Source organism: Micrococcaceae bacterium Sec5.1, from assembly GCA_039636795.1.
GTDB lineage: Bacteria > Actinomycetota > Actinomycetes > Actinomycetales > Micrococcaceae > Arthrobacter.
In genome coordinates, this window is record CP143430.1 from 945183 (window position 1) to 969499 (window position 24317).

General features: G+C 61.9%; 23 protein-coding genes and 1 tRNA gene. 11 read left to right on the forward strand and 13 right to left on the reverse strand.

The features are described from left to right. Positions 1 to 4 precede the first annotated feature (4 nt). The 3 genes from VUN82_04555 to VUN82_04565 all read left to right on the forward strand — a co-directional run bounded on the left by VUN82_04555 (position 5) and on the right by VUN82_04565 (position 2944). Positions 5 to 1453, forward strand: coding sequence for an FAD-linked oxidase C-terminal domain-containing protein (locus VUN82_04555; GenBank protein ID XAS73125.1), 1449 nt, complete (start codon positions 5 to 7; stop codon positions 1451 to 1453). A gap of 111 nt (positions 1454 to 1564) precedes the next feature. Continuing rightward, a complete protein-coding gene (locus VUN82_04560) occupies positions 1565 to 2053 on the forward strand; it encodes a pyridoxamine 5'-phosphate oxidase family protein (GenBank protein ID XAS73126.1) in 489 nt (162 codons plus the stop codon). Between the two features lie 189 nt (positions 2054 to 2242). Continuing rightward, entirely contained in the window at positions 2243 to 2944 is a 702-nt protein-coding gene (locus VUN82_04565) for a GntR family transcriptional regulator (protein ID XAS73127.1), read from the forward strand. A gap of 1 nt (position 2945) precedes the next feature. Here VUN82_04565 and VUN82_04570 read toward each other — a convergent pair whose 3' ends face one another. The 5 genes from VUN82_04570 to VUN82_04590 form a co-directional block, all read right to left on the reverse strand. Further along, positions 2946 to 4361 (reverse strand): DUF4032 domain-containing protein, encoded by a 1416-nt coding sequence (locus VUN82_04570; GenBank protein XAS73128.1) that lies wholly within the window; start codon positions 4359 to 4361, stop codon positions 2946 to 2948. Next, positions 4358 to 5965, reverse strand: coding sequence for a beta-N-acetylhexosaminidase (locus VUN82_04575; protein ID XAS73129.1), 1608 nt, complete (start codon positions 5963 to 5965; stop codon positions 4358 to 4360). Before VUN82_04575 ends, VUN82_04570 begins: the two co-directional genes overlap by 4 nt. 88 nt (positions 5966 to 6053) lie before the next feature. Then, a complete protein-coding gene (gene ugpC / locus VUN82_04580; GenBank protein XAS73130.1) occupies positions 6054 to 7136 on the reverse strand; it encodes a sn-glycerol-3-phosphate ABC transporter ATP-binding protein UgpC in 1083 nt (360 codons plus the stop codon). A 206-nt stretch (positions 7137 to 7342) separates the two neighbouring features. Then, a complete protein-coding gene (gene otsB / locus VUN82_04585; protein XAS73131.1) occupies positions 7343 to 8140 on the reverse strand; it encodes a trehalose-phosphatase in 798 nt (265 codons plus the stop codon). Further along, a complete protein-coding gene (locus VUN82_04590) occupies positions 8130 to 9602 on the reverse strand; it encodes a trehalose-6-phosphate synthase (protein XAS74607.1) in 1473 nt (490 codons plus the stop codon). Before VUN82_04590 ends, otsB begins: the two co-directional genes overlap by 11 nt. A gap of 208 nt (positions 9603 to 9810) precedes the next feature. Here VUN82_04590 and VUN82_04595 point away from each other — a divergent pair, with 208 nt between their 5' ends. Together VUN82_04595 and VUN82_04600 are read left to right on the forward strand one after the other, a co-directional pair. Next, positions 9811 to 10689 carry a thioredoxin domain-containing protein gene (locus VUN82_04595; GenBank protein ID XAS73132.1) on the forward strand — a complete coding sequence of 293 codons (879 nt, stop codon included), beginning with the start codon at positions 9811 to 9813 and terminating at the stop codon, positions 10687 to 10689. Between the two features lie 135 nt (positions 10690 to 10824). Continuing rightward, a tRNA-Thr gene (locus tag VUN82_04600) sits at positions 10825 to 10901 on the forward strand. A 188-nt stretch (positions 10902 to 11089) separates the two neighbouring features. Here VUN82_04600 and VUN82_04605 read toward each other — a convergent pair. Beyond that, positions 11090 to 12295, reverse strand: a complete 1206-nt coding sequence (locus tag VUN82_04605; protein ID XAS73133.1) for a cation:proton antiporter — start codon at positions 12293 to 12295, stop codon at positions 11090 to 11092. Positions 12296 to 12530: 235 nt separating this feature from the next. Here VUN82_04605 and VUN82_04610 point away from each other — a divergent pair, with 235 nt between their 5' ends. Beyond that, entirely contained in the window at positions 12531 to 14213 is a 1683-nt protein-coding gene (locus VUN82_04610; GenBank protein ID XAS73134.1) for a RecQ family ATP-dependent DNA helicase, read from the forward strand. Between the two features lie 20 nt (positions 14214 to 14233). Here VUN82_04610 and VUN82_04615 read toward each other — a convergent pair whose 3' ends face one another. Both VUN82_04615 and VUN82_04620 read right to left on the reverse strand, forming a co-directional pair. Continuing rightward, positions 14234 to 15157, reverse strand: coding sequence for an NAD(P)H-hydrate dehydratase (locus VUN82_04615; GenBank protein XAS73135.1), 924 nt, complete (start codon positions 15155 to 15157; stop codon positions 14234 to 14236). Beyond that, positions 15135 to 15920 carry a histidine phosphatase family protein gene (locus tag VUN82_04620; GenBank protein XAS73136.1) on the reverse strand — a complete coding sequence of 262 codons (786 nt, stop codon included), beginning with the start codon at positions 15918 to 15920 and terminating at the stop codon, positions 15135 to 15137. The genes VUN82_04615 and VUN82_04620 overlap by 23 nt, the downstream gene beginning before the upstream one ends. A 182-nt stretch (positions 15921 to 16102) precedes the next feature. On the opposite strand from VUN82_04620, the gene VUN82_04625 reads away from it, so the two are divergent. Next, a complete protein-coding gene (locus VUN82_04625) occupies positions 16103 to 17416 on the forward strand; it encodes an FAD-dependent oxidoreductase (GenBank protein ID XAS73137.1) in 1314 nt (437 codons plus the stop codon). A gap of 2 nt (positions 17417 to 17418) precedes the next feature. On the opposite strand, the gene VUN82_04630 is transcribed toward VUN82_04625, so the two are convergent. After that, entirely contained in the window at positions 17419 to 17697 is a 279-nt protein-coding gene (locus tag VUN82_04630) for a DUF3040 domain-containing protein (protein XAS73138.1), read from the reverse strand. 202 nt (positions 17698 to 17899) lie between these two features. On the opposite strand from VUN82_04630, the gene VUN82_04635 reads away from it, so the two are divergent. Then, positions 17900 to 18361 carry a GatB/YqeY domain-containing protein gene (locus tag VUN82_04635; protein ID XAS73139.1) on the forward strand — a complete coding sequence of 154 codons (462 nt, stop codon included), beginning with the start codon at positions 17900 to 17902 and terminating at the stop codon, positions 18359 to 18361. A gap of 28 nt (positions 18362 to 18389) precedes the next feature. On the opposite strand, the gene VUN82_04640 is transcribed toward VUN82_04635, so the two are convergent. From VUN82_04640 to VUN82_04655, 4 genes are all read right to left on the reverse strand, one after another. Beyond that, positions 18390 to 19121: a DUF72 domain-containing protein gene (locus tag VUN82_04640; protein ID XAS73140.1), complete on the reverse strand. Its 732-nt coding sequence runs from the start codon at positions 19119 to 19121 to the stop codon at positions 18390 to 18392. A 42-nt stretch (positions 19122 to 19163) separates the two neighbouring features. Further along, positions 19164 to 20036 (reverse strand): glycosyltransferase family A protein, encoded by an 873-nt coding sequence (locus VUN82_04645; protein ID XAS73141.1) that lies wholly within the window; start codon positions 20034 to 20036, stop codon positions 19164 to 19166. A 108-nt stretch (positions 20037 to 20144) separates the two neighbouring features. Further along, the gene (locus tag VUN82_04650; protein ID XAS73142.1) at positions 20145 to 20387 is read right to left on the reverse strand and encodes a hypothetical protein; all 243 of its coding nucleotides are present in this window, start codon (positions 20385 to 20387) and stop codon (positions 20145 to 20147) included. A 214-nt stretch (positions 20388 to 20601) separates the two neighbouring features. Then, positions 20602 to 21060, reverse strand: coding sequence for a MarR family winged helix-turn-helix transcriptional regulator (locus VUN82_04655; protein ID XAS73143.1), 459 nt, complete (start codon positions 21058 to 21060; stop codon positions 20602 to 20604). Between the two features lie 139 nt (positions 21061 to 21199). Between VUN82_04655 and VUN82_04660 the strand changes: the two genes are divergently transcribed. From VUN82_04660 to VUN82_04670, 3 genes are read left to right on the forward strand one after another with little or no spacing between them, the layout of a single operon-like run. Beyond that, positions 21200 to 22141, forward strand: coding sequence for an SDR family NAD(P)-dependent oxidoreductase (locus tag VUN82_04660; protein XAS73144.1), 942 nt, complete (start codon positions 21200 to 21202; stop codon positions 22139 to 22141). 13 nt (positions 22142 to 22154) lie between these two features. Continuing rightward, positions 22155 to 23045 carry an amidohydrolase family protein gene (locus tag VUN82_04665; protein XAS73145.1) on the forward strand — a complete coding sequence of 297 codons (891 nt, stop codon included), beginning with the start codon at positions 22155 to 22157 and terminating at the stop codon, positions 23043 to 23045. Between the two features lies 1 nt (position 23046). Then, on the forward strand, positions 23047 to 24276 hold the full coding sequence (locus VUN82_04670) for an acyl-CoA dehydrogenase family protein (GenBank protein ID XAS73146.1): 1230 nt from the start codon (positions 23047 to 23049) through the stop codon (positions 24274 to 24276). Positions 24277 to 24317: the final 41 nt, after the last annotated feature.

Genomic DNA, 24317 nt, shown 5'->3' on the forward strand with positions numbered 1-24317 from the left:
GGCTATGGCCGGAACAACAGAGGAAAGCATCAAAGGCCGCACAGTCGGCCGCCAGGAAGCTGACCAGCAAACGGACGCGAGCCAGAGCGCCTTCTTGCAGAGCTTGGCCGCCGGACTGCGGCCAGGCCAGATCGCGGAAGATGAAGCCACCCGCACGGTCTACTCCGTAGATCAAGGGCCATTGCTGGAACGGCACTTGCCGCTCGCCGTGGTCTGGGCCGAATCCGTGGAAGACGTTCAACACATCGTTCGCACTTGTGCTGCCCACCAGGTGCCAATCGTCGCGCGTGGGGCCGGGACGGGTGTCTCGGGAGGCGCGCACGCCACCCAAGGCTGCATCGTACTCAGCCTGGAACGGATGAACCGCATCCTGGACCTCAACCCCGACGACGAGACCGCCGTCGTCGAACCTGGCGTCATCAACGCCGACCTGAATGCCGCAGCCACCGAACACGGGCTCATGTATGCGCCGGATCCGGCGAGCTACAAGATGTCCACCATCGGTGGCAACGTAGCCACAAACGCAGGTGGTCTGCGCTGTGCGAAGTACGGTGTGACACGGGATTCCGTGCTGGCCTTGGACGTTGTGTTGTCCAACGGATCACTGCTCCACACTGGGCACCAGACCTTCAAAGGCGTTGCCGGATACGACCTCACGGCGCTGCTGGTGGGCTCCGAAGGAACACTCGGAATCGTCGTGAGCGTGACGGTCCGCCTGAAGTACCTTCCCCGCGAAGTCCACACCATCGCGGCGTTCTACCAGGACTTCCGCAGCGCCGCCGCAGGCGTCCTGGCAGTAGGCAAAGCCCGGGTCCAGCCAGCCATCATGGAGCTCCTGGACAATGGAACACTCATACAGCTCGATGAGATGAACGGCTCAGACCTGCAAACCCGCGGCAAATCCCTGCTGCTGATCCAAACAGACGGCTTTGGAGCAGCCGCCGAGGCCGACGTCGTACGTCAAGTACTTGCCGAAGGCGGCGCCACCGTCACTACCGAAGCCAGCGAAGAAGCCGAAATGCTCGTCGAACTACGCCGCAACAGCCGCGGCGTGGAAATGGACGACGAATTCAGGGTAGGAGAGGACATCGCTGTTCCACGCTCCCGGCTGGTGGACTTCGTCGCCGAACTCGAAGCCATGGCCGACCGCTTCCAAGTCAGCCTCAAAGTGGTGGCCCACGCCGGAGACGGAAACCTCCACCCCACCTTCTGGATGGACCGGGTAGACCCCGCCACGGATGCCGACGCCCTGGTACGTCTCAACGCTGCCCTAGATGAATCGATCCGGGTCGGCCTCGAAATGGGTGGCACGATTACCGGCGAGCACGGCGTGGGGCAGTACAAGCTCCGATGGTTGGGACTGGAGCAACCTGAGCCCGTGCGGGAATTGCAGCGGCGGATCAAGGAGCTGTTCGATCCTGCGGGGATTCTGAATCCGGGGAAGGCTATCTAGCCGCGATTCATCCCCTAACGGACTATTCACCCTCGCATGCGGGGGTGAATAGTCCGTTAGACGGGGTTCGGCCACTGTTGGCGGGCTATGCTCCGGCGTATCCTCTGCGATATGACCAACTCAACGTCTGGCGACAACACCCCCAATACCCCCGCCACTGAAGTCCTGGAGACCAACGAATGCTGGGAACTCCTCCGTGGAGTTTCCGTGGGTCGGCTTGCCGTGTGGGTGGATAATCACCCGGACATCTTTCCGGTGAATTACAAGGTGGACCACGGGACCATGGTTTTCCGCACGGGGGAGGGCACCAAGCTTCATGCCGCCCTTGGTGACGCTCCCGTTGCGATCGAGGCTGACGGTGTGGATGCGGAAACCGGAGTGGCCTGGAGCGTGGTGGTCAAAGGGCAAGCTTCCGCCGTGAAGCTGACGCAGGATGTGCTGGATACCATTGGCCTCCTCCTGTTTCCTTGGGAAGCGGGGCAAAAGGACCAGTTCATCCGCATTGTTCCATCAGACGTATCCGGGCGCCGCTTCAAGGTGACGCCGCCCGCGACCTGGTGGACCCCGCTGGATGATGCACCAACCGCCAGGGGCGAGTAACGCTCAACGCCGAAAGCCACTCTTGCCGGTTACTCAGGCCGTCGTACAATCAGGCGACGAACAAGTCAGGCGACGAACAACCGCGGGTCCAATGATGCCTTGAACCGCCCTCCGACGAGCTGTTTCCACCCGTGTATGCTCGGTTGGAACGCTGACCGGCGCCGGCCGGCGAATGGAGCGGACGCTGGCATGAAGGGAAGTTTGACAGTGGCTGAGGCGACGCCGGAAACCGGGAATGGCCGCGATGACGAGGCCCGCGCGGAACAGGTCTACCAACTGGTGTTGGAGGGGATCGTCACGGGCACCTTCGCGCAGGGTGGGCGCCTGCGCGAACGGGAACTGTCCGACATGTACGGCGTCTCACGGATCCCGGTCCGTGAAGCCATTCAACGCCTGGAGCAGGACGGCTTCGTGGCCACCTTCCCGCGCCGCGGCGCCGTGGTCCGGCAACTCACACTCACCGACGTCAACGAGCTCTTCGACGTTCGCCTTTGCCTGGAAACGTTCGCCGCGAGGATGGCTGCCACCCGCGTTGCCGAAGGCCATTCCGCAGGTCGGCTCGAGGAACTGATGGAAGCCTCCAATGCCGCCATCGACGAGGACCGCGCAGACGACGTCACTCTGATCAGTGCCGAGCTGCACGCCGAGATCGTGCGTCTCTCCGGCAACAGGCTGCTGATTGAGTCCGTGAAGCCGCTCTTCGGCCGCATGCGCTGGATTTTCGGATTGGCACACAACCGCAGCAACGAACTCCAACGGGACGAACACAAAGAGCTGTGCAACGCCATCCTGAAAGGCCGGCCGGACCTGGCCTACTCACTGGCGTACACGCACATTGAGCTCGGCCGGGAACCCGTCCTGGCAGGCCTCGCGGAGACTCTGGAGCCCTGAGTTAGTCGTCCGCGTCCGGGTACTCGTCCACTTCGTCGTACCGGCCTGACTCCTCCACCTCAGCCTCAAGGATTTTGAGCATCTCGGTGTCGGGGTTCAACATGATGGCAGCCTCGTCCCTGCGGTGCTGCAACACGGTGTCCAGATAGGACTGCACGGTCTCCGCGAGCGGGATGTAGCGATCCTGCTTCTGGCTCATGTACCAGCGGTGCTCCAGGACCTCGTGCACAACTTCGGCCGGTTCCAACTTGCCGGCAAGGTGCCGGGGAATAGACCGCACGATCGGCTCGAAGATCTGGCTGACCCAGGCGTGGGCGCTGATTTCCTCGTCCAGGTCAGGGTTGTTGTCCGCCCTGAACTGGTCCATATCGTTCAGCAGCCGGCGGGCCTGGTTCTCCTGGGCGTCCAACCCGGTGAGGCGCAGCAAGCGCCTTTGGTGATGGCCGGCGTCGACGACTTTTGGCTGCAGCTGGATGGTTGAACCATCCGCCGTGGTCTTGATGGCATATTCCTCGACGTCGAAGCCGAGCTCGTTGAGACGGCGGATGCGGGCTCCCACGCGCCAGCGCTCGCCGAGTTCAAAGGATTCCTTCTCCGTCAGCTCAGCCCAGAGCCTGCGGTAGCTGTCCATGATGAGTTCACTCGTGGCCACGGGATCGACCTTTTCCTCGATGAGCCCGCCGTCCAGGAGGTCCATGAGCTCACCGGCGATGTTGACGCGGGCGATCTCCAGATCGTACTCGCGCTGGCCCATGGACAGGTCAGGGTAGAGCTCGCCAGTTTCGGCATCCACGAGGTAGGCGGCAAAGGCACCGGCGTCGCGACGGAACAGCGTGTTGGAAAGAGAGACGTCGCCCCAGTAGAAGCCAATCAGGTGCAAGCGGACAAGCAGCAACGCCTGGGCATCGATGAGGCGCGTCAACGTGTCCTTGCGCAGCATCTGCGAGAAAAGTGCCCGGTAGGGCATGGAGAATTTCAAGTGCCGGGTGACCAATACCGGGTTCAGGGGTTTGCCGTCGGCAGTGGTCCGGCCCGTGATGACTGCCACCGGCTCAACACACGGAACATCCAGGCGTGCCAGCTTCCGGAGCATGTGGTACTCGTGGCGGGCAACGTGCTCGGATGTTTCCTTGATGGCAATGACCGATCCACCCAAGTGCGCGAAACGCACGATGTGCCGGGAAATACCGCGGGGGAGGGCAGCGAGGTTCTCGGCCGGCCAGTCCTCAAGCGCAATGTGCCAAGGCAGGTCCAATAGCTCCGGATCAGCTGCGGCGGCGGTGATGTTAAGGGACCCGATGACGCTGGCGGGCGGAGCGGTATCCTGCGCGCTGGCCGCTTCAGTCCTGGGGAGCTTGCCGATCTGCCCGTAGTCGGTCGGTTCGTCGTGCCACTGGGCTTCGTTTTGCTCGCTCATGCTTCAATTGTTCCGTACTCGCCGGTGTTGGCGTTCATTGCTGCGGGAAAGGGAAACTCAGATAGGGCGGACCATTCGACGTCGGGTGCTGCCTGGAACGTGACGCCCTGCCTCGTGAGGCGCTCACCCAAGGCGCCCAGCCGACGTCGGAAGTCACCAAGGTCCCGCACGTCCTGGGCCGACCACGCCACTTCCGCCAAGGAAACCGCCCTGGGGTACAGGAGCCAGTAGGCCTGCTGGTTGTTGCGGACGGTCTCGGTCCACAGCGGACCTTCGACACCAAGGATCCTATTGTCCTGCAGGCCGCCCTGGGCGGGATTCCAGTCGTAGTACTCGGACCAGGTGAACGGCCCGCCGTCCACCCACTCAAGGCCGATGGGACTGGTTGCTTCATACTTCTGGTCCAGGTAGGTGTTTGCCGCTGGGGACATGATCATCAAGGACCCCATGGACTCTGCCTTCTGAACCAAAGGGGGGAGGTCGCCGAACCAGTACTGCACGACGTCGCCCTCACGGAGGTCCACGGAGGCGTACTCGTTCCAGCCGACCACTTTCTTGCCGGTTTCATCGGCAATCCGCACGAACTCCTGCGTCATGCTGACATAGTGCTCGTGGTCCGTTACCAAAGCTTCGTCGCCCCCGATGTGCAGGTAGGGGCCGATAGTCATCGCTGCCAATTGTTCAAGGACTTCCCTGACAAACTCATACGTCACAGGAAGGGCCACATCCAGCGTGGACCAGCCCACTGCTGCCGAAGTGCTCATACTTGCGGCACGGCCGTCCGGGTTGAGCTGCGGTATGGCTGCAAGGGCCGCATTGACGTGGCCAGGCAGATCGATTTCCGGGACCACCAGGACGTTCCTCGCAGCGGCGTATTCCTGGATTTGCCTGTAGTCCTGTTGGGTGTAGAACCCATCCCGGCCACGGACTGGTACCGCAGTGGGGAACTCCACGGCGCCTGCTCCGCCGATTTCCGTGAGCTTCCCATAATCCAGGCCCGATGGATTAGCCTTGGGTGTCCGGATTTCGATACGCCAGGCCTGGTCATCCGTAAGGTGCAGGTGCAGGGCATTGAGCTTGAACTGGGTCATGACATCTATCTGCTCCTTCACCTCTTGGACCGTGAAGAAGTTCCGGGCGACGTCGAGCATGAGTCCGCGATACGCGAATCTGGGTGCGTCCTTAATCTCGACGGCGGGAACCACCCAGGTGCCGACGGTCCTGGTGTCCGATTCGTCCGCGCCGGTGATGGAGTGTTCAATGGCGGGCGGGATCAGCTGACGGAGCGTTTGGACTGCGTTGAAGAGGCCGGCAGGGGTTGTTGCCGTGAGGCGTGCACGGTCGACGGTGACCATCAGCTGGTACGCTTCCGGACCGCCGTCGAGCGTTTCCATGAAGTCCAGGGAGATGTCGCCCGCATTCGGCGTCTCGACGATGGGGAGAGCGAAACCTGTGCCGCGGCGAAGCAGCACAGCCAGTTGCTCTGCGACCGGGACGGCAGCTTGGCCCGCCGCGATCCGGGCAGTGGGTGCAAGCGTGAAGGCCTGACCGTCCGAGGGTGCGATGTGCGCGGGGCGGGGGATCAGGTTATCCGTGGTGTTCATGCAGTTCTTTCTGCGGAAAGGTTAACGCGAGAGCGGCCCGACCGGGAAGGGTCGGGCCGCTGTCACACTGCGGATTTTTGCCGGTGGATTAGTCGCCCAGGCGGAGTCCGGTCTTGGTGTCGAACAGGTGCACGTGGCCGGACTGCGGACGAACGAAGATGGACTCGCCCTTCATCGGGGGGCGGCGACCGTCAACGCGGGCAACGATGTCGTGGCTCTTGCCATCCAGGATGGTGTGGCCGTAGACGTAGGCATCGGCGCCGAGTTCTTCGACGACGTCAACCTCAACCTGCAGGCCTTCGCCGTTGCCGACCGTCTCGAGGTCTTCCGGACGTGAACCAACGGTAACCGTCTGTCCGTGTGCTTCTTCGAGGACGTCGCGCTTGACCGGGTAAACCGTGCCACCGAACTGGACGCCGCCGTCGACGACCGGCAGTTCCAGCAGGTTCATGGCAGGGGAGCCGATGAAGCCTGCAACGAAGACGTTCTGCGGGCGGTCGTACAGGTTGCGCGGGGTGTCAACCTGCTGGAGGAGACCGTCCTTGAGCACTGCCACGCGGTCACCCATGGTCATGGCCTCAACCTGGTCGTGCGTCACGTAAACCGTGGTGACGCCGAGGCGGCGGGTCAGGGATGCGATCTGCGTACGGGTCTGGACACGGAGCTTGGCGTCGAGGTTGGACAGCGGCTCGTCCATGAGGAAGACCTGGGGGTTACGGACGATTGCACGGCCCATGGCAACACGCTGGCGCTGACCACCGGAGAGTGCCTTCGGCTTGCGGTCCAGGTATGCCTCAAGGTCAAGAAGCTTGGCGGCTTCGCGAACACGCTCGGCGCGCTCTTCCTTGGAGACGCCTGCAATCTTCAGTGCGAAGCCCATGTTGTCCGCAACAGTCATGTGCGGGTAAAGAGCGTAGTTCTGGAAGACCATTGCGATGTCGCGGTCCTTCGGCGGAACATCCGTGACGTCGCGGTCACCGATCAGAATGCGGCCGGCGTTCACATCCTCAAGTCCTGCGAGCATGCGCAGGGAGGTGGACTTACCGCAACCGGAGGGTCCAACGAGGACCAGGAATTCGCCATCGGCGATGTCGATGTTGAGTTTATCGACGGCGGGCTTATCTGTGCCCGGGTACAGACGCGTAGCGTTATCAAAAGTAACTGTAGCCACAGTTATCAATCCCTTCACCGGCAGGTACGTGCCGGACGATCCGTAGTGAATGGTTCATTTTCTTCAGTTGAACTCCCCGGCCGTGGGCCGGGGAGGATCGTGTGACGTCGCACGGTACTGTGCGTCACATCACGTCCTAGAGTATGTCAGACTTTTGGACTTACTGCCCAAATGTTACGAAGGTCACATGTGACGTTGATCCTGCTTCATGCTTCGGCGGTGACACGGCGGCGCTCTCGCAGCAGCGCTTCCAGCAATTCCGCAACCTGCACTGGAGCTTCCACACGGTACTGCGCCTGGGTGAAATCCAGTCCCACTTTGATGCCGACGTCGTCGCCCATGAGCCTGCCGAAGGCATCCTCATCGGTCACGTCGTCCCCAGCGAACAACATGGCCGTGGCACCGGTCGCCTGACGGAGGAACTCCACTGCCTCGCCCTTGGAGGCCTTGACCACGGATACCTCCAGCACCCGTTTGCCGGTCTTCACGTACACGCCAGGATGCTCGCGCAGCACCCGCGTCGCGGCTTCGACGGCGTCTTCCGCGACGTCGTCATCGGCCATCCTTGTGTGAAGGACGACGCCGGCGGGCTTGTCTTCGAGCAGCGTTCCAGGAGCAATGTTCACGATTTCGGCCAGGACTTCGCGTACGGCAGCCAACTTGCTGCGCTGATCCTCATCCAGTTCCAGGCCGAGGGAACCTTCGCCCAGCCAAACTTCAGCTCCGTGGCTGCCGATCAGCAGCGTGTCCACAGGAGGTGAGGCGACCAGCCGCAAACTGTCCAAGGCGCGGCCTGAGATGAGTGCCGTCGTCGTGCGTGGCAGTTCGGCGACGGCTTCCAAAGCCGCGGCAGCCCTGGGCAGGGGCCGTGCATCCTCTGCGCGGTCCACGATCGGGGAGAGCGTGCCGTCGAAGTCCAAGGCCACCAGGAGATGTTCGGTGCCGGAAATGCGCCGGATGGCGTCCAACAGTTCCGGGGACAGAGAAAGGTTCTCAGCTGTCATCGCGCACTACCTTCTCCTCGAGGGCGGCCAGGAACTCCGCTGACCAATGATCGACGTCGTGGTCCAGGATCTGCTTTCGCATCAGCTTCATGCGGCGGCGGGCTTCCTTGGGGGATAGGTTGACCGCCCGGAGAATGGCGGACTTGAGGCCGTCGATGTCATGCGGGTTGATCAGGAGCGCCTGCTTCAATTGGTCGGCAGCGCCTGCGAATTCGCTCAGGACCAGTGCGCCGTCGTCCTCGGAACGCGCCGTCACATATTCCTTGGCCACCAGGTTCATTCCGTCGCGCAGCGCCGTGACCAACATGACGTCCGCGGCGAGGTAGAGCGCCACCATCTCCTCAACCGGGTAGCTGTGGTGCAGGTAGCGGACGGCAGTGTTCTGGATGGTGTCGTAGGTGCCATTGATATGGCCGACCGTGCCCTCGATTTCTTCACGCAGAAGCCGGTACTGCTCCACGCGTTCACGGCTGGGGCTCGCTACCTGTATGAGGGTGGCGTCCTCCACCTTGATGCTGCCCTCGCGCAGGAGTTCCTCGAAGGCCTTCAGGCGGTGGCCGATGCCCTTGGTGTAGTCCAGGCGGTCCACGCCAAGAAGGATGGTCTTCGGATTGCCAAGGTCCTTGCGGATCTGCTTGGCCCTCTCGATGATGTCCGGCCTCCCGGCCAACTCCCGGATCTGGTCAACATCGATGGAAATAGGGAAGGCCTGCGCCCGGGCAATGTGGGTGACCTCGCCGTCAGGGCCCTTTACATGCACTTGCTGCTGCTTGACGCTGGCGCCCAGGAAGCGGCGGGCAGAGCGCATGAAGTTGCCAGCGTCGCTGGGACGCTGGAAGCCCAGCAGGTCCGCACCCAGAAGGCCATCAATGATCTCACGGCGCCACGGCAGCTGCGCGAAGATCTCCGGAGGCGGGAAGGGAATGTGGTTGAAGAAGCCGATCTTCAGGTCCGGCCGTGCCTCGCGGAGCATGCGGGGAACCAACTGGAGCTGGTAGTCCTGGACCCACACCGTTGCGCCGTCCGCGGCATGGCGGACGACGGCGTCGGCGAACTTTTTATTTACCTGGCGGTACGCATCCCACCACGTACGGTGGAATTCCGGCGGGGCGATGACATCGTGGTACAGCGGCCAGATGGTCGCGTTGGAGAAGCCCTCGTAATAAAGCTCGACCTCGTGGCTGCTTAACTGGACCGGGACAAGATCCATCGCTTCGTGGCTGAAAGGACGGACAGTTTCATCCGGAGCGCCGTGCCAACCCACCCACGCGCCGTCGGACTTTGTCATCATCGGTGCAAGCGCAGTAACCAGGCCGCCTGGCGAGCGTCGCCACCCACCGCCACCATCGCCGTCACCATCGCTGTTGCACCGGTCGACAGGCAGGCGGTTGGACACCACCATGAAGTCGAACTTGCTCGCCGTTGGCTTCCTGGTGGGAGAGGCCCTAACGCCGTCTTCCATCTTGAGTTTTTCGCTTGCCAAATCCTGCATTACTGCTCCCTGGGGTTGCTGTGACTCACCTCCCAGCCTACCGGCGGAATCATAGACTGCAGTTGATCGTTCAACGACCGGGCAAGCATGTCAGCGGCAGAGCTCCTAGTTGGCTCCCGTAAACTGACCCCGTTGCCCCAAGCTATGCACTACCGACGTCGAGTAATCCGAGGAACTGATGAGCCCCGCAAACGAACCCCGCCTCTCCAAGGCTGAACGCACCGCCCAGGCACGGGAGAAAGCGCGCGAAATCCGCGAAGCGCAGCTGAAAAAGGAAAAGCGCAACAAGCTCCTGATCGGTTGGGGCATCGTCGTTGCGGTCGTGGCGATCCTGGCCGTCATCGCGCTGGTGGTGACCACCAGCATTCAGCAAAGCGCCCCGATCGCCGATCAGGGACCTACTCCCGCGAATGGCAACGTGCACGGCGGCGTAACATTGCTGGCCAACACCGACGTCGTAAAGTCCGATGCCTCGTCCGTGAACGTGGCGGATGTGCCTTCGGCTCCGGCAACCAAGCCCGCAACCGTGACTGTTCCTGGTGGTGAGCCCGAGGCCGGCAAGCCCGTCAAGGTGATCGCTTACGTCGACTTCATCTGCCCCGTCTGCAAGCGGTTCGAGACAACCTACGGGGAGTCGCTCACCAAGCTGCGCAACGACGGCAAGATTTCCCTCGAGTACCGCCCGCTCGGCTTCCTGGACCAGCAGTCCACCACCAACTACTCCTCGCGTGCAGCAAATGCTGCTGCATGCGTAGTGAACTCTTCACCTGAGAAGTACGCCGACTTCTTCAACCTCCTCTACGAACGCCAGCCGGCCGAAGGCAGTGCCGGTATCTCGGACAACGATCTCAAGTCCATGGCAAAGGAAGTTGGCGCGGCGAACATCGACTCCTGCATCGACAGCAAGCAGTACCGCCCCTATGTAAAGGTCGCCACGCAAGAAGCGGCAGCCATCGGCATCACGGGCACCCCCACCGTGTTCATCGACGGCAAGCAGTGGGACGGATCCACCGACCTGAACGCTGAGATCCAGACCGCGGTTGACGCCAAGGGCTAGGTTTCAGGAATTTACGACGGCGGTTGGTCACCTCGGGTTTGTGCCTTGCGTTCAACCCGGGTGGGCGGCCGCCGTCGTGATTTCCGCGAAGGGGAGTCTCTGGGCTAACCTTATCTAGCGTCGTTTTCGGCGCATGCCTCCTTAGCTCAGTTGGCCAGAGCACCGCTCTTGTAAAGCGGGGGTCGTCGGTTCGAATCCGACAGGGGGCTCCACCAACCCCTCGATTCCGGCGATTTTGTTCGGGGCGAGGGGTTTCTTGTTTTCCGGGAGGGCGCTGCGCGGACCACTATTTGGCGCTGCTCGTTTCTGCCACAGTAAAGGGCCGGGGACACCCAAATCAGGGCGTCCCCAGCCCTTTGCCGTGGCTCCGAAGTATTTGCGCGTCGTCAGAGTCCCTGTCCTATGGCACCTCCCCCTGGGGCACAGGTGTCCTGCGTTGTCGTTCACGCTGACCCTGCCGAAGCGCCAGCAGCGGAAACAGGAGGACAGAGAGCATGCCGGCCCCAACGAGTGCTGACGAGATTCCGCTTGAGATGAACCCCTGATCCCGGCCAATGGCGGTGACGGCAACGATAATCGGCAGGCCGGTTGCCCCGAAAAGCATGATCGCCCGTTTCTCCGCGAAAGTGGACCTGGGCGGGGCAGCAAGCATCGACGGCAGGCCGCGGATGATCAGCAGGAGGAGCAGGAACAGAGGGAGCAGCACCAGTGCCATGGCGCTGGACGTGAGTGCGCCGAGATCGAAATCTATGCCCGTATCGATGAAGAAGATGGGCACCAGGAATCCGAACGCGACGGCGTCGAGTTTGGTCTCAATCACCTTCCGATCCCGTTCGGGTGCGCGCGCAATGGCCACCTTCCAGAGGACGCCCGCCGCGAATGCCCCCAGCAACATATCCAGTCCCAGGACCATGCTCAGCACGACGAGCACGGTCAGGATGAACATGATGGAGCGGACAGCGAACTGGCCGCTCGTGTGGAGGGTCCTGGTGACCTGCGAGTGGAACAGCGTGTGCTGTGCCCTGGAGGCCAGGAAAATCGCAATGCCGGCAAGGAGCACAAATCCGAGCAGCACTGCCGTAGCCGGTCCCAGCTCCCTGCCGCTGAAGAACAGCGAGATTGCTATCAGGGGACCAAACTCGCCAGCTGCGCCCAATGCCGTGACGGCGGTCCCCATCGGGGATTTTGATTCACCGGAGTCGCGAAGAATGGGCAGCAATGCTCCCAACGCCGTGGAGCACAGCGCCACCCCGATGATGACCGCTGCCTCCGGTGTGGGGGCCAGGAGAAAGCCTGCGCCAACGCCCGCGGCCAACGAGATCACCCAGCCAGCGGAGGCACGGATGGCGGGACGGCCCCGGATATCGGCGAAGTCAATCTCATTGCCGGCCACAAAGAAGAGCATCGCCAGCCCGAAATCAGCCAGCGTATCCGTGAACTGGGTAGATTCGATCCACCCCAACACGCTGGGACCCAGCAGGATTCCGAGGACGATCTCGAACACCACCAGCGGCACCTTGACCGCCCGGTCAAGGAAGCGCACCGCAAGGGGTGCCGTCACAGCCAGGAGAGCGATCAGAACCAAGGATGTAGACAAGCCCTGCATCAGCGGTACCTCCGGTACCTCGGCCGCTTTTGAAGGACTCGGCCGCTTCGAAGGAAAAGTAATCCAAAGCTACCGCCACACCTTCGATGACGCCATGACACTGGTCTTTCTGTAGCTGGGCAGAGTTATCCACATGCAGGAAGAAGCGCACGACGGCGGGTCCCGGCCCGCGTTAGTCTGGTTACCTCGGCTGAAGCAAGCGGCCGCAACACCCACTGTGCGGAGTCGTTTTCCAATGTCCGATGATCCAGACCTGGGCGCCCTTGCGGCGTCTTCCTTTTCCCTGCCTAGGCTGCGAGACGGTCAACTCGCGGCCATGAATGCCCTCGCATCCGGCCGCGACGTCCTGGCCGTAATGCCCACTGGGTACGGTAAATCAGCCACCTACCAAGTAGCAGCCATGTACCTCTACAACCAAACGGGACGCCCCGCCGTCGTGGTTTCTCCGTTGATTGCTTTGCAGGAGGACCAGCTGGATGGGCTGAACGGGCAGTTGGGTGACGGCGTTGCTGTAGCCATCAACTCCTCCCGTAGTGACTCGGAGGTGGAGGACGCCTGGGAGGCAGCGGAGTCGGGCAAAGCGACTTTCCTGTTTCTTGCCCCGGAGCAGTTGGCCAAACAGGAGACTGTGGACCGCATCGCCAAACTGGACATCACGATGTTCGTGGTGGACGAGGCCCACTGCGTCTCTTCCTGGGGTCATGATTTCCGCCCCGACTACCTCGACCTGGGAAATGTCCGCGAACGATTGGGAAACCCTCCGGCGGCAGCCCTTACCGCTACAGCCTCACCGCCCGTGCGTGACGAGATTCTTGAACGGCTGGGGATGAAAGATCCGCTGGTCCTGGTCCGTGGCTTTGACCGGCCCAACATCAGCCTTGACGTGGTCCGCCACCAAGAAGACAAAGGCAAGCGAAAAGCAGTCCTGGAGCAAGTTGCCACTCTGGCCAAGGGAGGCGAGCGGGGGCTCCTGTACGCCGCCACCCGCAAGGACACCGAAAAGTACGCCGCCAAACTGGCAAAGGAAGGACTCCGCGCCGAGGCATACCACGCGGGCCGGTCGGACGCCGACCGGGAGCGCATCCATGAGCGGTTCCTGGACGATCAGCTGGACGTCGTGGTTGCCACAACCGCTTTCGGCATGGGTATCAACAAACCCAAAGTGCGGTTCGTCGTCCATGCTGACATTCCGGAATCATTGGATGCCTATTACCAGGAAATTGGCCGTTCCGGACGCGACGGGAAACCGGCCACAGCCACACTGCATTACCGCGAAGAGGATCTTGGCCTGCGGAAGTTCTTCGGTACGCATTCACCGGACCCGGATTCGCTCCTGGCAGTACTGAAGATCCTGAAAGCCGCAGGCGCTCCCGCCCCCAAGGGCGCACTCGCGGAGTTGACCGGATTCCCTGTCCGACGCCTCACCGGGCTCGTCAACCAGTTGGAGGAAGCCGGCGCTGTCACTACAGGCAAGCGCGGCATTCGGCTGGCATCCAAAGCCAAACTTTCGGCGCTCGTAGCCCGCGCCGTCGAACTGGCCGAGGCCCGACAGCGCGTCGACCAGTCCCGGCTCACCATGATGCGTGCGTACGCGGAGACGGACAGTTGCCGCCGGCAGTTCCTGCTGGGTTATTTCGGTGAGGAACTTTCGGAGCCGTGCGGCAATTGTGATGCGTGCGCCGCTGCTTCCAACGCCGGCAATGATTTCAGCAGTACAGAGGAAGAGCGCGGAGACGAACAGCATACTGGCGAAAGGGATCCATTCCCTCTGCAATCCGCTGTGATTCACAAGGAATGGGGTCCGGGACTGGTGATGAGGCATGAGGACGACGTCATCACCGTGTTGTTCGAGCAAGAGGGCTACAAGACGCTCTCCCGCAGGGCAGTTGTGGAACATGAACTTCTGAAGCCTGCTTAGATCCTGTGAGGCTCAACGTTTCAGGTGTTGAGCTCCAGCATCAGGGCGGGCAATTCGTCGGCGAGTTCGCGTGCAAGGAATCCGAGCGGGCCAAGCTTGCTGGCCAAGCGGTCGGCCGCGGCGGCGTGGAGGTGGGTTCCCCAGCAGACAGCCTGTGCGTCGCTGGTTCCACGCGCCCGGAGACCGGTGATGGCGCCGGCCAGTACATCTCCACTGCCTGAGGTACCCAAGCCTCCGTACCCGGTGGTGATCTTCCAAAGGTCCGGCTCCCCAGGCGTGTCCCCAGACGGACGTGCAATCACGCCCTGGCAGCTCACCACCGCGCCGTACTGTTCGGCGACGGCGCCAACGTCATTTTCCAAGTGGTTTACGTCCCGTCCCAGCAGGATCCCGGCCTCTGTCGGATTAGGGGTGAGAATCAGTCGGCCCCGCCAAGGTTCCAGCCTCTCCTTTATCTTCACCAGCCCGCCGAGGGCGTAGGCGTCGAGGACAATGGCCGGCCCTTCGCCTCCAAGCTCCTCCCGCTCCAACAACCTGGTGAGCAATTCCCCGGCCAGATCTGAATCATCCAGGCCGGGCCCGACCAACACGGCATCTGCCCTTTCCAAATACCTTGAGATCAGGTCCAACCCCTCACCGGTAACGGAACCATCGGCGGTCTCCGGCAAGCCCACCGCTCCACACTCCGGGAAAGCTACTCCCACCTGCACGGCCACGGACTCGGCGACAGCCAAGGTAATCTTTCCCGCCCCGGCGCGCAGGGCGGCGATGCCGGCCAGGATGGTGGCGCCTGGAGTGGTTCGCGCCCCGCCGATGATCAGCACAGCGCCGCGAGAGTACTTATCTTCCCCAGGAGCTGGCAGAGGCCAATCACGCAGAAGGGATGGCGTCACTTGCGTGGGGCCGCTGGTGCCGTTGGAATCACTGTGGGTGGACACTGGCATCTCCGGCATGCTCCGTAACCGTGACGCCCTGTTCGGTGAGATGGTCGGCCACATTGAAGCTCTCGAGCGTCCACGGTCCAGCACCAGACGGGCGCACGTACCGGGTAATCGAGGCGTTGAGCACAGTTGCACTGGCCGCGAGGTCCAGGATCTCCCGTTCGGACATCCCCTCCAGGACGTATCGGACCAGCAGGATCACCGCATCATGGCAAACGAGCATCACGCGGTGTCCCCGTCCCAGACTGTTCAGCTCGTCCAGGACGGACCGCAGACGAAGCGCGACGTCAGCCCAGGATTCACCTCCCGGGGGCCGGTAGTACAGCTTGCCCAACCAAAGGCGACGTTCTGCCTCGTCGGGGTAACGCGTTTCCACGCCTATGCGGGTAAGTCTGTCCAAAATGCCCAATTCCCGGTCCCGCAGGCGTTCATCCGTATGGACTTTCAGGGGCCAGCCAGCTGTTTGGACGGCAATTTCCGCTGTCTGAAGGGCGCGCGCATAGGGGGAGGAGACTACCGTGTCCGGGCGGATCTCCTCCGGAATCCTGGCCAGCGCCGTTCCCAGTGCCTTGGCCTGATCCTGGCCTGTACCCGAGAGGTTGACGTCCGGGTCCCGGGCGGGGACGTCAATGACCTCAGCCCGTGCCAGGCGAGCTTCCGTCGCGGCCACGTTGCCTTCGCTTTCTCCATGCCGGACCAGCAGCAATTCAACAGCCCCGGCCTCCTGCACCGCCTCTGTCAGGCCGTCGTCGTTCAAGAAAACCAACTCCTTCGCGCGCCTTGCCGAATGCAGAACACTACCCACTGCGTACCCAACGGACCAGAGAATAAACGCACGACGGCGGCCTTCCGCTCCCGCGCTGGCGGCCACCCGGCGTCGAAATTTTGTGGACAGGCGAAGAGCGTCAAGCACTGTTGTCCGGACCCACGGTGAAGTAAGTTGCTGGCATGGAGGACACATACCAAGTCATTGTTGTGGGTGCCGGATTTGCAGGTGTTGCGGCAGCCAAAAAACTAGGCCGGAAGGGCGTCCGCGTCCTGCTGATTGACTCGAATAACTACCATCAGTTCCAACCGCTCCTTTATCAATTGGCTACATCCCAGATTGGGGTTTCAGCCATTACGCGCCCACTGCGCTCCGTTTTCCGCCGCTACAAGACCGTCAAAGTCCTGACTGCGAGCATTGCCTCTATTGATGCTGCGCAACGGTCAGTCACCACAGCCGATGGCGTGACTTTGCGGACGGAGATCCTGGTCATTGCGGTAGGTGCCGTTCCCAATTTCTTCAACACCCCCGGCGCCGAGCAACATGCTTTCCCGCTGTACTCCGTTACGGACGCCACCAGGCTGGGCACCGCCATTACGCGGCTACTTGATCAGGCCGATAGAACTTCGGACGGTCTTGTTGATGTCGTAGTGGTCGGAGGAGGTCCCACCGGCGTGGAAACCGCCGGGGCCATGGCTGAAAACGTGAAGTATATGGTCCGCAAATACTTCTCTCCTGAGCTCGCTGCGCGCTGCCGTGTACACCTGGTGGATTTGGTTCCGAGAGTGTTGAACATGTTTTCCACGAAGTCCCAGCGCTACGCCACCGAACGTCTTCAGAAAGTGGGCGTCCAGTTGCACATGGGGGTGGGCGTTACCGAGGTGCGAAGCGATGGTGTGGCCCTGGCAGATGGAAGCTTCGTCCCCGCGCAGATCGTTGTATGGGCAGGCGGGTTGAAAGCTGGGGATCTCATCGCCAGTTCCGGGCTGACGCAGGGGAAAGGTGGACGTGTGGATGTTCGCCCAGACCTGACTGCCCCGGACGTGGATGGCGTGTACGTGATTGGGGATGCAGCGAACATCACCGATTCCACAGGCGCAAAGTTGCCCCAGCTCGGCTCCGTGGCCCAACAGGCCGGAAAATGGGCAGCCAGCAACATCCTCGCCGACCTTACTGGGGGTAGCCGTACTCCCTTCCACTACGTCGACAAAGGCTATATGGCCATGGTTGGACGTGGTGCTGCTGTGGCAGAACTTGGCCGCAAGCGAATCCAGTTGCAGGGCCTTTTCGCTTTCTTGTCCTGGCTCCTGGTTCACTTGGCCCTGTTGTCCGGGGTACAGCAGAAGGTCCGTGCCCTGTTTTCCTGGCTCAACGGGTACCTCCTGCACAGCCCCGCGCAGGTTGTGGTCAGCGGTCCAACCGAGAAGGAGCTCGCTGGCGTAAGTCGTCCCGAGGTACCTCCGGCCACAACCCGGCCAAGTCTGGAAAAGGAATAGGCTCAGCCGGGGATGTAACGGGACTTGTGAATGTGATGGGCCACTAAGCCCCACGCCATCAGAAGGAAGCCGCAGTATCCCAAGGGGGACGGACTAATCGGTATGGCCAACAGCATCAGCAGCACGCCAAGTGCTACTCCAAAGACGTGGCGGGCCTGGGGTTCATAAGGGCGGCGCGCAGGGATTCCTGTTTCCAGTTGCCGGGCGAAGTCCGGGTCCTGGATGAAAAGTTCCCGTTCGAGTTGCTGCAGCACCCTGCGCTCCCTTTCGTTTAGATGCATGGTTGTCCCTCCCATGTAGCGCTAAGGCTCCTCGGTGCGATCGGTGAGCCAGCCGGTTCCGTCCAGGAAATCCAGCGGCACAACAAGCTAAGCATGCTTACTAAATGCTCCGCAAGGAAAATTTTCCGAACGGTCATTCCGGCCACCGTCGACCTTGAGGACTGACTACGATGGCAAGTAGGAACCCCACTCAAGGAGCACAATGTCACTGAAAGACCGCCTCAAAGCAGACGTCGTAGGCCACATGAAGGCGGGCAACAAGACAGCGCTCACCACTGTGCGGAACGTCCTGGGTGAGATCACCACCCGGGAGAAGTCGGGCAAAACACCCGTCGAGTTGGACGACGCGCAGGTTACGTCACTGCTTCAAAAGGAAGCTGCCAAGCGTCGGGATACCGCGCGCATCTACACCGAAGCCGGGGAAGCAAGCAGGGCAGCCGCGGAAGTTGCGGAGGCTGAGATCATCGAGGCATACCTCCCCAAGCCACTAAGCCGGGAAGAAGTGGAAGGCATCGTCGACGAAGCCATCGCGGCCTTGAAAGCCGACGGGCAGGAACTCTCAATGCGTTCCATCGGCGCCGTCATGAAGCCGGTCACTGCCAAGGTTGCAGGACGCTTCGACGGCAAGACCGTAAGCGAGATTGTGCGAGGTCGCCTGAGCTAGGACGGGCGGCTGGCTCACCCTTAGCGAGTCAGCCGATCCCAAGCAGCCATCGCAAAGTGTCGGCATTGCGCACGGCGTTACCACCGCCATCGTTGTTGAAATAGGCGTACACGTCCTTGCCTGAGCCGTTCCACTCACGGATCCGATCCGCCCACCAGCGAAGATCCTCCTCCGAATACGAGCCGCCATAGAGGTGCTCAGGATCTGGTCCGTGAAGCCGGACGTAAACGAACGGCGCGGTGGCGCGGAGGATGCACGGCAGATGGGCACCGCTCATGATGCAGTAGGCGGCCTCGTGGCGTTCAAGTAATCCGTATACGTCAGGGTGGTCCCAGCTTTCGTGCCGGAACTCCACCGCCACGCGAATCCAGTGGGGTAGGGCTGCCAGGAAGTAGTCGAGGCGGGCATCATCACGGGCAAAATCAGGAGGAAGCTGGACAAGCAGCACGGCTCGTTTGTCACCCAGCTCGTGCCAGCAGCGGGTAATGCGTTCCACCCACACCTCAGGGCTGTACAGCTTTTTCCCATGCGTGAGACCGCGGGGTGCCTTGACCGACATCGCAAATCCAGCAGGCAGGCGATCGTGCCAGCTTTTGAACGCGGTGTCCCGTGGCCAGCGGTAAAAACTTGCGTTGAGCTCAACCGTGTCAAAACGCGCCACGTAATGCGCCAGGCGCTTGGCCGTGGGCAGGCCCGGCGGGTAGAGCACATTTTCCCAGTGGTCGTAGCTCCAGCCCGAGGTACCGATGCGGATACTCATGCTCTGGATGCTAGTCCTCGTGAACGCTCTTGCCGGGTCATGTCATGCGTCGGGTCGGACGCCAAGCACTACGTCGTAAGCCTCTACGCGGCGGTCCTTCACTGTGGTGGGCGACTCCAAATGGACGGCGCCCGAGGGAAGAATTCCTGCGCCCCCGTACCTCTCCATCACTTGCCACTGCGCCACCACATCCTCGCCAGCGTGGTCGGCGGGAAGCTTGGGCCAGAATGTGAAGCCTCCCGAATCCAGCAGAGCCTGCTTGTTGTAAAGGACGCATCCCCCAAGCCAAGCCACCCTGTAGGGCACCCATTCGCCTGGAGTCAGGGAAAGATCGGCGCTGAGATGGCTCAGATTGGCGGCATTATGAAGGGGCCAGCGGCCAAAGCCTGGAGTGTTCGGTCGAACCAGCTCCGCCGTTACAGGACCCTCCCATCGCTCAAATGCGGCGGTCTCCTCGGGTCTCCTGTCATCCAGATACGAGAGCCCCTGCGGTGCCATGCCTACGAAACCGCAGCCAAGTTCATCCAATGCGTGGTTCAACCGCTCAAGGACACCCGGTTCGAGCCAGACGTCATCATCGAGAAACAGGCACCGGTCCGCTGTTGATTGCTCGAGTAGAAACTGCCGATGCTCAGCCAACCCGCGCCGTGGCATATGACGGAGCAGCCTGACCGGTCGCCCTTGCGCCCGGAGCACCCGAACCATTCCAGCGACGGCAGGATGGTCCCAGTCCGGAGTGTTGGAGGATTGGTCGCTGACCACCACGCTAAAGGAGGGTTCGGATTGTGCAGCCAACCCGGCAAGTGCAACCGCCACTTCGGCCGGGCGGTTGCAGGTAGGGATGAGCACGTCCACAGCCACCGTGTCGGGGGTGTCCAGAGGCCACGCCCAATGCTCGGATGATCTCCTGCTCACAGCACACCTCCTGCCGTCAGGATCGGCATGGATTACGAAGGGTATGCCCGTATCTGTACCCATCCGGGTGGGATCTATTCCTGGCCGGCGGCGCCAGTTACCACCCATTTAGGATTGGATGGCGGCCCTGGCAATCAAAGCCTGGAGGTCTTCGGCAACCTTGGCTACTTCGCGCTGTCTGGTGTTCCGCGTCGACTTGGCTGCGTGGGGGGAGGGTCGCGTGGCGCGGGGAGAAATGCGTGTACGGGCTTCAGGACGGAACACGCCATCGCGTCCAATCCTTGGATCACGAACGGGTGCGTCGACGGTGACGCGGCCCTGGAGGGGGTCGTGGAAGAGTGGGAGATTCATGGTCCATTCCGGGTGACAGGATGTGAACCTTGATCCTGCCACATGCCCGAGCGCCGCGAAATGGACGGTTGCCTACCTGCGCTTCGGAAGACTGTGCACATGTCCATGCTGGCGTCATTCAGCCTATGGCCCGACTAATGGTCGCTATTACAACCACTGAGGCCGATAATGCCATGAGCATTATTCGCTCACTTTGACGATGCCCGGACTGGAACTAGCCCCACAGAGCCTTCTTCAGCAATGCCCTGAGTTGAGCGTTCTCCTCTTCGCTTAACGGGGCGAGCTGGGTTTGCTCGCATACCTCAAGGGCGGCGCGGGCCTTCGTGTGGATCCGACGGCCCTCGGCTGTGGAGACGATGATCTTGGCGCGCCTGTCTTGTTTTCCCTGTGCGCGCTCAACCAGGCCCCGGTGCTCCAGATCGTCCACGAGGCTCACAACCTGACTGGGGTCAAGGCTGAGGAAATCGGCGAGTTCGCGCTGGGTCGGTTCGAGTCCGCTGCAGGCGAGCGTCAGTACTGAAAAGGACCTTTCCCGCAGTCCAAAGTCGCTGAGCGCACGGTTATTCAGGACTGACCCTGTGGCGTGGAGCTTGGCGAGCAGCAGGCCGACGTCGTTCCCAATCTTCGCTGCCGCGAGGCGCGGTGTTTCGACGTTGGTGCTTTGCGGGCCCATGACAACTCCAATAATAAATAAAAACAATCGTTGACTTTTTCAATGATCCGTAATCTCATTGATCATGACAAGGATCTCACGGGGTAGTGGGATCGGCCCCACCGGCTCCGGCCGGTTACTGCATGCGAAGGAGCACGCCATGAGCTTGAACGGCAAGGTTGCAATCGTCACGGGGAGCGGACAGGGTCTTGGACTCGCTTACGCACGTGAACTCGCCCGCCAGGGTGCCGCCGTCGTGGTCAATGACGTGAACGCCGGGACCGCCGCAGAAGCAGTTGCGCTGATTGAGGCCGACGGCGGCCGGGCCACCGCCGTCGTGGTTCCGGTGGGCACCACGGATGCTGCGAAGGCGCTGGTCGCTGGAGCTGTTGAGGCCTTTGGACGGCTGGACATCCTGGTCACCAACGCTGGCATCCTGCGGGACAAGAGCCTGTTGAAGATGACCGACGAGGACTTCGACCTGGTCATCAACGTCCACTTGAAGGGCACGTTCACGTGCGTGCGTGAGGCGTTCGCGTACTTCAAGGAAAACAACGTTTCGGGCCGCATCGTCACCATTGGTTCGCCCACGGGCCAGCGAGGGAACTTCGGCCAGACCAACTACGCCGCGGCCAAGGCCGGGATCGTGGGCATGGTCCGGACGTGGGCCCTTGAAATGAAAAAGGCGGGAGTCACAGTGAACAGTGTGATCCCGGTGGCTGCCACTGCAATGACGAAGACCGTTCCCTACTTCCAGAAGGCCGTGGACGCCGAGGAACGCGGCGAGGCCATGCCGTCCTTCTTCCGTCACGACCTCGGATTCGGCACCGCCGACGACGTCGCTGGGCTTATTGCCTTCCTCGCCTCGGACGAAGCTTCCGGGATTACCGGGCAGGCGATCGGCGCCGGCGGTGACCGGCTGCAGGTCTGGACGCACCCGACGGCGGCCAGCACCAAATACCGCGACGGCGGTTGGAGCTATGAGGCGCTCCGCGAAAACGCGGGGTCCCTCTTTGGAGCGGACGTCCTGCAGAGCTACGGTGAGGAATTCCTGCCGCTGCCTGAAGAACTCCAGCCCGAGCCTGCGGCTGTAACTGCTTAGGGCCCCGCTGATCATGGCCGACCGTTACGAACTTGGCATCGACGCATCCACAGTGGATGCGATCGACATGCACGTCCATGTGGAGGTGGACAGTTGTGGGCACGGATCCCTGCCGGACGCGCTGACTGAGGCGTCGGCGAAGTACTTCAAGTCCGAGGATCGGACACCGTCCCTGGACCGGATCGCGGAGGTGTACCGCGAACTGAACATGGCCGCCGTCGTCTTTACGGTCGACGCACGGACCCAGCTCAAGCATGAGCCCAACAGCATCCCGGAACTGATTGCCGGTGCTGCCCGGAACAATGATGTGCTGATTCCGTTCGGCAGCGTGGACCCCCGTACGGGGGAGGACGCGATCACCGGTGCGAAGCATCAGGCCATTGAGCTTGGCGCCCGCGGTTTCAAGTTCCACCCCTCGTTGCAGGGCTTCGATCCGTCCAGTGAACAGTTCTACCCTCTCTGGGAAACGCTCCAGGAACTTGGGCTGCCCTGTATTTTCCATACCGGGCAGAACGGCATGGGCGCGGGGCTCCCCGGCGGGTATGGCATCAAGTTGGCATTCTCGAATCCCCTGCTGCTCGACTCTGTGGCCGCGGACTTCCCAGGCTTGCAGATCATTATGGCCCACCCCTCGGTGCCGTGGCAGGAGGAGGCGAACTCGATTGCGACGCACAAGTCCAACGTGTTCATCGACCTTTCCGGGTGGTCGCCCAAATACTTCCCGGAGTCGCTGGTCCGGCTGTCCAATTCTGTGCTGCAGGACAAGGTGCTGTTCGGAACGGACTTCCCGCTGATCACCCCGCAAAAATGGCTCGGAGCGTTCGCCGACCTGCCACTGAAGGACGAAGTCCGGCCGAAGATCCTCAAGGGCAACGCCGTCCGGCTGCTCGGGCTGGGTGGCTGAGATGACGGCGAGTGCTGTGGAACAGCGGCTCTACTCCGCAGCGGACTGGTATGACGCCGAGTCACTGTTGTCTGCTGACGAGCGTCAGGTGCTATCCCGGTTGCGGGACTTCCTGGACATCGAGGCCAAGCCCCTGCTGGCTGAGTATTGGGAACGGGGCGAGTTCCCGGAGCAGTTGGCGCAGCCCCTGATCGACCTGAACCTCATGGAACCTTTTGCGTCGCCTGCGCGTGGGATCTACCACGGCTTCCGGATCTTCGAGCTCGCACGTTCGGACGCTTCGTTGGCCACCTGGTACACGGCCCAGGCCGGGCTCTTCCGGACCGCGATCCAAGTGGGTGCCTCTGAGGAGCAGCAGCGCGAATGGCTACCCAAGGTCATCGAATTCTCGCTCAAAGGCGTGTTCTCCCTGACCGAACCGGACCACGGCTCGGACATCGCCGGCGGACTCTCCACTACAGCCCGTTTCGAAGCAGTCGCCGACGGCGGCGCTGGCCCCGATGGCGGAGCTGACGACGGCGGCTATTGGGTTCTGGACGGGGTCAAGCGGTGGATCGGGGGAGCCTCCACAGCTGACATGCTGTGCGTGTTCGCCCGTGACATCGCAGATGGGCAGATCAAGTCGTTCCTCGTGGACCGGGCCGCGCCAGGCGTCACCGTGGAGAAGATCCATGGCAAGACGGCGCTGAGAATGATGCAGAACGCACACATTACCCTCGAACGCGTGCGGGTTCCTGAGGCCATGCGCCTGCAGAACGTGAACTCGTTTAAGGACGTCGCCGCCATGCTCCGGGCTATGCGTTCGGATGTTGCATGGATCGCCACCGGCATCCAAGCTGGAGCGTTCGAAGCAGCTTTGGCCTACGTCAACGAACGTCAACAGTTCGGCCGTTCCCTAGGCTCCTTCCAGCTGATCCAGGAAAAGCTTGCCAGGATGCTGGGCAATATCACGGCGTCCATCTCGCTCGTGATCCGGTTGACCGAACAGCAAGCCCTCGGTATGTACAGGGACCAGGACTCGGCCTTGGCAAAGATGCAGACCAGCCTGATGATGCGCGAAACCGTCGCGTTGGCCCGCGAAGTGGTGGGCGGTAACGGCATCACGCTCGCCGCCGACGTCGCGCGTTTCCACGCCGATGCGGAAGCCGTCTATTCCTACGAGGGCACCCACGATATCAACGCCCTCATCGTCGGCCGCGCCCTTACCGGCGTCAGCGCCTTTACGCACTAACAGACACCTCAACCAACAGACACCTCACCAAGGAGGCAACA

Bases quoted from the DNA above. Each gene is read 5' to 3' on its own strand.
- VUN82_04655 (XAS73143.1), bottom strand. From the start codon at position 21,060: ATGGGCCCGCAAAGCACCAACGTCGAAACACCGCGCCTCGCGGCAGCG.
- VUN82_04560 (XAS73126.1), top strand. From the start codon at position 1,565: ATGACCAACTCAACGTCTGGCGACAACACCCCCAATACCCCCGCCACT.
- VUN82_04615 (XAS73135.1), bottom strand. From the start codon at position 15,157: ATGCCAGTGTCCACCCACAGTGATTCCAACGGCACCAGCGGCCCCACG.
- VUN82_04595 (XAS73132.1), top strand. From the start codon at position 9,811: ATGAGCCCCGCAAACGAACCCCGCCTCTCCAAGGCTGAACGCACCGCC.
- VUN82_04670 (XAS73146.1), top strand. From the start codon at position 23,047: ATGACGGCGAGTGCTGTGGAACAGCGGCTCTACTCCGCAGCGGACTGG.
- VUN82_04625 (XAS73137.1), top strand. From the start codon at position 16,103: ATGGAGGACACATACCAAGTCATTGTTGTGGGTGCCGGATTTGCAGGT.
- VUN82_04650 (XAS73142.1), bottom strand. From the start codon at position 20,387: ATGAATCTCCCACTCTTCCACGACCCCCTCCAGGGCCGCGTCACCGTC.
- VUN82_04570 (XAS73128.1), bottom strand. From the start codon at position 4,361: ATGAGCGAGCAAAACGAAGCCCAGTGGCACGACGAACCGACCGACTAC.
- VUN82_04610 (XAS73134.1), top strand. From the start codon at position 12,531: ATGTCCGATGATCCAGACCTGGGCGCCCTTGCGGCGTCTTCCTTTTCC.
- VUN82_04590 (XAS74607.1), bottom strand. From the start codon at position 9,602: ATGGAAGACGGCGTTAGGGCCTCTCCCACCAGGAAGCCAACGGCGAGC.
- VUN82_04575 (XAS73129.1), bottom strand. From the start codon at position 5,965: ATGAACACCACGGATAACCTGATCCCCCGCCCCGCGCACATCGCACCC.
- VUN82_04605 (XAS73133.1), bottom strand. From the start codon at position 12,295: ATGCAGGGCTTGTCTACATCCTTGGTTCTGATCGCTCTCCTGGCTGTG.
- VUN82_04555 (XAS73125.1), top strand. From the start codon at position 5: ATGGCCGGAACAACAGAGGAAAGCATCAAAGGCCGCACAGTCGGCCGC.
- VUN82_04630 (XAS73138.1), bottom strand. From the start codon at position 17,697: ATGCATCTAAACGAAAGGGAGCGCAGGGTGCTGCAGCAACTCGAACGG.
- VUN82_04660 (XAS73144.1), top strand. From the start codon at position 21,200: ATGAGCTTGAACGGCAAGGTTGCAATCGTCACGGGGAGCGGACAGGGT.
- VUN82_04635 (XAS73139.1), top strand. From the start codon at position 17,900: ATGTCACTGAAAGACCGCCTCAAAGCAGACGTCGTAGGCCACATGAAG.
- otsB (XAS73131.1), bottom strand. From the start codon at position 8,140: ATGACAGCTGAGAACCTTTCTCTGTCCCCGGAACTGTTGGACGCCATC.
- VUN82_04665 (XAS73145.1), top strand. From the start codon at position 22,155: ATGGCCGACCGTTACGAACTTGGCATCGACGCATCCACAGTGGATGCG.
- VUN82_04640 (XAS73140.1), bottom strand. From the start codon at position 19,121: ATGAGTATCCGCATCGGTACCTCGGGCTGGAGCTACGACCACTGGGAA.
- VUN82_04565 (XAS73127.1), top strand. From the start codon at position 2,243: ATGAAGGGAAGTTTGACAGTGGCTGAGGCGACGCCGGAAACCGGGAAT.